This window comes from Streptococcus sp. 10F2 (assembly GCF_054331515.2).
Genome location: NZ_JBTGGE020000060.1, coordinates 1 through 8097, shown reverse-complemented (window position 1 = coordinate 8097; position 8097 = coordinate 1). Strand labels below are relative to the sequence as shown.

The 8097-nt window shown below is 39.8% G+C and carries 7 protein-coding genes; all 7 read left to right on the top strand.

What is annotated here, in order from left to right:
* Positions 1 to 357 precede the first annotated feature (357 nt).
* The 7 genes from ACXM1Q_RS08205 to trmFO all read left to right on the top strand — a co-directional run bounded on the left by ACXM1Q_RS08205 (position 358) and on the right by trmFO (position 7891).
* Positions 358 to 870: a hypothetical protein gene (locus ACXM1Q_RS08205; RefSeq protein ID WP_458517651.1), complete on the top strand. Its 513-nt coding sequence runs from the start codon at positions 358 to 360 to the stop codon at positions 868 to 870.
* A gap of 155 nt (positions 871 to 1025) precedes the next feature.
* Entirely contained in the window at positions 1026 to 1871 is an 846-nt protein-coding gene (locus tag ACXM1Q_RS08200; RefSeq protein ID WP_458517650.1) for a hypothetical protein, read from the top strand.
* Positions 1872 to 1893: 22 nt separating this feature from the next.
* Complete coding sequence (gene ylqF / locus ACXM1Q_RS08195) at positions 1894 to 2745, top strand: ribosome biogenesis GTPase YlqF (protein WP_458517649.1); 852 nt, start codon at positions 1894 to 1896, stop codon at positions 2743 to 2745.
* Positions 2732 to 3490: a ribonuclease HII gene (locus ACXM1Q_RS08190; RefSeq protein ID WP_458517648.1), complete on the top strand. Its 759-nt coding sequence runs from the start codon at positions 2732 to 2734 to the stop codon at positions 3488 to 3490. The genes ylqF and ACXM1Q_RS08190 overlap by 14 nt, the downstream gene beginning before the upstream one ends.
* Positions 3491 to 3532: 42 nt before the next feature.
* Complete coding sequence (gene dprA, locus ACXM1Q_RS08185) at positions 3533 to 4378, top strand: DNA-processing protein DprA (protein WP_458517647.1); 846 nt, start codon at positions 3533 to 3535, stop codon at positions 4376 to 4378.
* 82 nt (positions 4379 to 4460) lie between these two features.
* The gene (topA, locus tag ACXM1Q_RS08180) at positions 4461 to 6554 is read left to right on the top strand and encodes a type I DNA topoisomerase (protein WP_458517646.1); all 2094 of its coding nucleotides are present in this window, start codon (positions 4461 to 4463) and stop codon (positions 6552 to 6554) included.
* Positions 6554 to 7891, top strand: coding sequence for a methylenetetrahydrofolate--tRNA-(uracil(54)-C(5))-methyltransferase (FADH(2)-oxidizing) TrmFO (trmFO, locus tag ACXM1Q_RS08175; protein ID WP_458517645.1), 1338 nt, complete (start codon positions 6554 to 6556; stop codon positions 7889 to 7891). Before topA ends, trmFO begins: the two co-directional genes overlap by 1 nt.
* Positions 7892 to 8097 lie beyond the last annotated feature (206 nt).

Genomic DNA, 8097 nt, shown 5'->3' with positions numbered 1-8097 from the left:
ATACGTCCCCATCGGACCACGAAGAGAAGAAAAACAACTCGGTATGTAAGAGGCTTCAACTATAGAGTAGCATGATTATACGAAAAATACCAATAAAAAATGAGAGGATAGCAACCTCATCTTCAGTGTGCTCAAAAAACGAAAAAAACACAATTGATTCTTGGATTCTGCCCCAATCAGTCAATTGTGTTTCATTGAAGTCTTTATCAGTCGCCCTAACTTAATGACATTGGGCAGAGTAGGAGTTTTAGAAAAGTTATTGTATACTAACGAAAACAGAAGTGATTAGTGTTTTACTACTAGAAGTGAAACTAAAGATCTATTCAGTCCATTATTTCCAGGTGTTTGAGGAGTAACATGTTCAAAATAAAAAATATTGTAAGAATTATCTCCATCGTTTTCATGAGTTTGTCTCTGACGGGGATCGCAGGAATCTATTATTTCTTTTATTGGGATTTACCACAATCCCTTGATAGGCCTCGTCTTTACTATGGAAATCGAATCCCAAAAATTTATGAAAAAGCGGGCTTTAAAGGAAAAGTGGAAGATTTTGAGCATATTCGGGGAATGCATCATAACTCTGTAAAATACACCTATACAGAAACCATTGGTGGTGTAGAAGTGCGATATCCAATTGATTTTGGTGTATCTGATGGTGATGAAAGGAAGGATGAACCTACCTACTCGATGGCTCAACTTATTGATATGTACACGGCAGACTTACTAGAGGATTACACGAAGAATGATGACGCAAGATTTTTTAATTCATTTTTCTACAAAGCATTGTTCGCTAACAGCAAGATGGACAATCTAGGTTCAGAATCACGATTTACGCCGATTTCAAGGGGAAATACTTCGAAGATTACTTAGAATCAATAGACAAGCGGATTTTTAAGCCAGCCCGTTATCGAATTTATTTCCTCGAAAGTAACAGCTATTCTGATTTTATAGTGAGGAAGAACCTGGAATGGGAAAACATTACCAATCAAGAAGAATAACATCTATAAATTATGAGGCTTTAAAACATGAAAAATTTAGACTTAAAAAGACTATGGATTTACTATTTTATTCTTATGGGCTTAGCTATTTTTCTCTTTCCTATCTTACCTATTATGTGGCTGATTTTAGTAATGCCGTTTTGGGAAGAGGAAACAGAGATTGCGGAACCATTATCTGTTATTGAAATCTATAATAGAGTTGGTTTAGAGGGAGAAGTACGTTATTTAGATGACCTTGCATTTTATACCAGAGGGAAACGAGCACAGTATACTTATAAAGAAAATGGAAAAACCTATACTTTCGATATCCCAATTGATAATTATCAAACAAGACCTGTCTACACTTATGCTGAAGTAGTAGATCTTTATACCGAACAAAATGATACTAAGTTAGAGGACTACGACCGTTTTCTATTTAAAGAATTCTTTGATCAAGCCCTCTATAACAATAAAGTTATGCGTGATTATCAGGATGCTAGAGTTAAATCCCTGAAAGACAAAGGACTTCTGAACGTTCAACTAGAGTTAGAGTACCCATACTATTACTTAGACGAAAAAAACAAGAAAATTTTTAACAAAGAAATGAAGAAAGACCTTGAAATTGCCCATAAAAATGGCTATGTTCCAGTCTATGGCATTGATACACTAGATCCCTTGAAATACTGGTCACTAAGTTCAAGCTACATGATTTTTTCAATAGATTCCAGTATCAATCAATTTTTAGAGGTTATTAAACAAATCGATCCACAAGAATGGCAACCTGGCTATTATAGGGTTGAAGAAAGGCAAGGATTAGTGTATGCTAATTTTCATGTAAATGAAAAAGGAATTTGGACCAATATCACAGATGAGGAGTCGAATTCCGCAGAATGAAGGTAATTAGAAAGGCAATCACATGGCAACAATTCAATGGTTTCCTGGACACATGTCCAAGGCTAGACGCCAGGTACAAGAAAGTTTAAAGTTTGTGGATTTTGTAACGGTTTTGGTGGATGCACGTTTGCCGCTATCCAGTCAAAATCCGATGTTGACAAAAATTGTTGGCGATAAACCTCAATTATTAATCCTTAACAAGGCAGACTTAGCAGATCCACAGATTACACAAGAATGGCGTTCTTATTTTGAGAAGCAAGGGAAAACCGTCTTGGCTCTGAATTCCAAAGAGGCCTCTAGTGTCAAAAAAGTTACTGAGGCCGCAAAATCCCTTATGGCTGCTAAATTAAAACGCCAAGAGGAACGAGGTATCCGCACACAAACTCTTCGAACGATGATTATCGGTATTCCTAATGCTGGAAAATCAACTTTAATGAATCGTTTGGCGGGTAAAAAAATAGCGGTAACGGGTAATAAACCTGGAGTTACCAAGGGACAACAGTGGTTGCGAACCAACAAGGACTTGGAAATTTTAGATACACCTGGGATTCTTTGGCCTAAGTTTGAAGATGAGACTGTGGCCTTGAAATTAGCTTTAACAGGTGCTATCAAGGATCAATTGCTCCCCATGGATGAGGTCACTATTTTCGGTCTTAATTACTTTAAAACCTATTATCCTGAACGTTTACAGGAGCGATTTCCAAAACTTGATCTGGACTTAGAGACTCCCGAATATATCATGGATGGGACAAGTCTGTTAGGTTTCAGAGATGACTATGATCGCTTTTATCAACTTTTTATCAAAGAAGTTCGAGATGGGAAACTAGGCCGTTATACTCTAGATCGGGTGGGTGACTTAGATGGCGACGATTAAAGAAATTCAATCCTTATTACTCGGGGTGGACCGTTTGGACCACCCTCTTTTCCTGGATTTACAAAAAGATTCCCGACAAGGAGTTCAAAAACTGCTCCTCCAAAAACGAAAGCAGTTGGAAGCAGAACGGATGGAGCAAGAGCGCCTGGAATCATTAATGAGTTTAGAGCAAGATTTATACTCCCAGGGATATCAGTGGATAGCAGGAGTAGATGAGGTTGGTCGTGGTCCCTTAGCTGGACCAGTCCTAGCAGCAGCAGTCATTTTACCCCAGACTAGTCGTATTCAAGGGATTAACGATTCTAAAAAATTGTCCAAAAAGAAATTATTAAAAATTTACGACATCATTAAAGAAGAAGCAGTGGCGATTGGTATTGGACGAGTCGACGCCGGAATCATTGATCAGGTCAATATTTATCAGGCAACTAAGATAGCCATGAAGGAAGCCATTCAAAATCTTGGACTAGTCCCAAATCACCTTTTAATTGATGCGATGGAGCTGGATTTACCACTTGCACAGACCAGTCTTATTAAGGGAGATGCGAGAAGTCAATCCATTGCTGCGGCAAGCATTATTGCCAAGGTAGAGCGAGATCGTCTAATGGAGAACTATGACAAAGAATTTCCTGGTTATGATTTCGCTAAAAATGTAGGCTATGGAACACCTAACCATTTAGCCGGTCTTCAACAATTCGGCCCTTGTCCGATTCATCGAATGACCTTCGCTCCTGTCAAAGACTTTTAAGGTTTCACCTCATTATACGAATAAGTAGATGAGGTGAAAAAAATGAAGCGATTTGACATATTTTATTTACGGAAATTAGGTTTAACGAATATTCAAATTCAGAAAATTATTGATTATGAGGTGGAAAAAGGAGAAGAAGAAATACTCCGCAATCGACTTGTAATCTCAGGTTGCAAAGAGCCCTTTGACCGCTTGCAAAAAGCAAAAAAATGGGATCAAGAAGCTTTGCTTGAAGAATTTCAATCCTGTCCCTCAATTGGAATAGACGATTCAAACTATCCAGTACATCTAAAAGAAATCTATGATCCTCCACTCATTCTCTTCTATCAAGGAAATATAAACCTTCTACAATTACCAGCACTGGCTGTGGTAGGTAGCCGTATGGCCAGCCCTTACGGACTCCAATCTGTTCGTAAAATCATCCAAGAACTCAAGGGAAAACTAGTCATCATCAGTGGCCTAGCAAGGGGAATCGATACGGCAGCCCATAAAGCGGCGCTCAGAGAAGGTACGCCAACAATAGGAGTTTTAGGAACAGGCTTAAATCAGGTTTACCCACCAGAAAACAAACGGCTCCAAGAATATATAGGCCGTCATCAACTCTTGATAAGTGAATATGGACCAAATGAAACTGCTAAACCCTATCATTTTCCGAATCGTAACCGCATTATTGCAGGACTAGCAACAGCCGTTCTAGTAGCCGAAGCCAAGGCTCGTTCGGGAAGTCTTATAACAGCCGATCGAGCTCTTGAAGTGGGACGGGAAATTTATGCAATTCCAGGCTCCATCTTACTCGAAAGTCACGAAGGTTGTCATCAGCTATTGAAAGAGGGAGCCAGCTATATTTCATGCGGTTTAGACATTCTTAACGACTTAAATATAACTTAAAGTTCTCCTATAGGAAAACCGAATTTGTTGACAGAGATATGAAAATAGAGTAAACTTGTCCCAGTTTAAATTGAAGTGAAAGGTGAAGAGATTGGTTACGAAAACAAAGAGAAAAACCACTCCAAAGAAAAATCTAGTCATTGTCGAATCACCCGCTAAGGCTAAGACCATTGAAAAATACCTAGGTCGAAACTACAAGGTTATGGCGAGTGTCGGACATATTCGAGACCTTAAAAAGTCATCCATGTCCGTTGATTTTGAAAATAACTATGAACCTGAGTACATTAACATTCGTGGTAAAGGGCCTCTTATTAATGACCTAAAAAAAGAAGCCAAAAAAGCTAAAAACGTCTTTCTCGCTAGTGACCCGGATCGCGAAGGTGAAGCCATCTCTTGGCACTTGGCCCATATCCTAAAGTTGAATCTTGAAGACAACAATCGCGTAGTCTTCAATGAAATTACCAAAGATGCGGTTAAGAGTGCCTTTAAAGAACCTCGACAAATCAATATGGATTTGGTAGATGCACAACAGGCGCGTCGTGTTTTAGATCGTATTGTAGGATATTCTATCTCCCCGATCCTTTGGAAAAAAGTCAAAAAAGGATTATCAGCAGGTCGCGTTCAATCTGTTGCCCTAAAATTGATTATTGACCGTGAAGCTGAAATCAATGCTTTTATTCCAGAAGAATATTGGACTCTTGATTCAATCTTTAAAAAAGGGAACAAACAATTCCAAGCCTCATTTTATGGTATCAATGGGAAGAAGAAGGAGTTAAAAACCAACGAAGATGTTCAGGAAGTCTTAAACCTACTCAAATCTGACGAATTTGATGTAACCAAGGTTGAAAAAAAGGAACGACGAAGAAATGCTCCCCTTCCTTACACAACCTCATCTCTTCAACAAGATGCCGCTAACAAACTGAATTTCCGTACACGAAAAACCATGTCAGTAGCACAGCAGTTGTACGAAGGAATAAAAATATCAGGTGGCGTTCAAGGTCTCATTACCTATATGCGTACCGATTCTACTCGAATCAGTCCAGTTGCTACCAATGAGGCTGCTACCTTTATCACGGAACGTTTTGGTACTAACTATTCAAAACACGGTAGTAAGGTAAAGAATTCCAGTTCAGCTCAAGATGCACACGAAGCGATTCGTCCTTCCAATGTACATCTGACCCCTGAATCCATCAGTAAGTATTTAGATAAAGATCAACTCAAACTCTATACTCTTATTTGGAATCGCTTTGTAGCTAGTCAAATGGCAGCCGCTGTTTTTGATACGATGAAGGTCAATTTGGAACAGGCTGGTGTACGCTTTACGGCTAACGGAAGTCAGGTTAAGTTCGATGGTTATCTAGCTATTTACAACGATACCGACCGTAATAAGATGTTGCCAGAAATGGAAGTTGGAGATCTCGTAAAACGTGTTTCAAGTAAGCCTGAACAGCACTTCACACAACCACCTGCTCGTTACTCAGAAGCAACCTTAATTAAAACGCTAGAAGAAAATGGGGTAGGGCGTCCATCAACATATGCACCAACAATCGAAACGATTCAAAAACGCTACTATGTAAAATTAGTTGCCAAACGCTTTGAACCCACTGAACTGGGAGAAATTGTTAACAAACTAATTGTTGAATTCTTCCCAGATATTGTAGACGTCCATTTTACAGCCGATTTAGAAAAACGCTTAGATGATGTCGAAATTGGTCAAGAAGAATGGCAAAAAGTCATCGATCAATTCTACCAACCCTTCAAAAAGGAAATTGGTAAGGCTGAAGAAGAAATGGAAAAAATCCAAATCAAAGACGAACCTGCTGGTTTTGATTGTGATGTCTGTGGTAACCCCATGGTCATTAAACTAGGTCGCTATGGAAAGTTCTATGCTTGTAGTAATTTTCCAGATTGTCGTAACACCAAGGCTATCGTCAAAGAAATCGGTGTGGTCTGTCCTAAATGTCAAAAAGGACAGGTAATCGAACGTAAAAGTAAGAAAAATCGACTTTTCTACGGCTGTGATCGCTACCCAGACTGTGAATTTACCAGCTGGGACAAACCTGTTGGACGAAGTTGTCCAAAATGCCAAGGAACGCTCGTCGAAAAGAAAGTCCGTGGTGGCGGTAAGCAGGTTATCTGTGTAAACGGAGACTATGAAGAAGCAAAGGTTAAATAATGTATAAAACGACTCATATCAATGTTATTGGAGCTGGTCTTGCCGGCAGTGAAGCAGCCTATCAGATTGCCAAACGTGGCATTCCAGTTCGACTTTATGAAATGCGAGGTCCTAAAAAGACTCCCCAACATAAAACGGATCAGTTTGCAGAATTGGTTTGTTCCAACTCTCTTAGAGGAGATGCCCTAACCAATGCGGTAGGACTTCTCAAAGAAGAAATGCGCCGTTTGGACTCAATTATCTTAAAAGCAGCTGAAGCTACCCGTGTTCCAGCTGGTGGAGCCTTGGCCGTCGACCGGGAAGGATTTTCACAATCTGTTACAGAGGAATTATCAAATCATCCACTTATTGAAGTCAATCGTGAAGAAATCCAAGAATTACCTGAAGATGAAATTACAATTATTGCAACAGGTCCTCTAACTAGCGATGCGTTAGCAGAGAAAATTCACGCGCTCAATGGGGGTACTGGTTTTTACTTCTATGATGCAGCCGCTCCCATTGTTGATGTCAATACTATTGACCACAGCAAGGTTTATCTAAAATCTCGCTACGACAAAGGAGAAGCAGCCTATCTAAATGCCCCTATGACCAAAGAAGAATTCATGGCCTTCCATGATGCCCTTGTTCATGCGGAAGAAGCTCCTCTGAATTCTTTTGAAAAAGAAAAATATTTTGAAGGCTGTATGCCCATTGAAGTCATGGCTAAAAGAGGTATTAAAACCATGCTATACGGGCCAATGAAGCCTGTTGGACTGGAATACCCAGATGATTACAAAGGTCCACGAGACGGGGACTTCAAAACTCCTTATGCGGTAGTCCAACTCCGTCAGGACAATGCTGCCGGTAGTCTATATAATATCGTTGGTTTTCAGACCCATCTCAAATGGGGAGAGCAAAAACGAGTATTCCAAATGATCCCTGGATTAGAAAATGCTGAATTTGTCCGTTATGGGGTTATGCACCGTAATTCTTACATGGATTCTCCTAACCTCCTGACTTCTACCTACCGCTCTAAAAAACAACCAAATCTCTTTTTTGCTGGACAGATGACAGGCGTGGAAGGCTATGTAGAGTCAGCAGCATCCGGCTTAGTAGCTGGAATTAATGCAGCTGCCCTCTTTAAAGGTGAAGCTGAGGTAGTTTTCCCTAGAACGACAGCCATTGGTAGTTTGCCACACTATATTACATCAACCGACAGCAAACATTTCCAACCCATGAATGTCAACTTTGGAATTATCAAAGAATTGGACGGTCCACGTATTCGTGATAAAAAAGAACGCTATGAAAAAATCGCAGAACGTGCCCTAAAAGATTTGATCCCTTATCTTGAGAAATAATCTCCTATAAAAAACCAAATGTTACCCTTATCAAAACTATTTGCCATGCACTTGCTAACTAGTTTTTGAGGATTGACGAATAATCGAGTAGGGACTAATTGATAGCCCCTCTCACACCACCGTGCGTGCCGTTCGGCACACGGCGGTTCAGTTAACTTTTAACGCATGTCGTTTTAAGTAGTAATCGAGACAGCTGACCAGTCCTC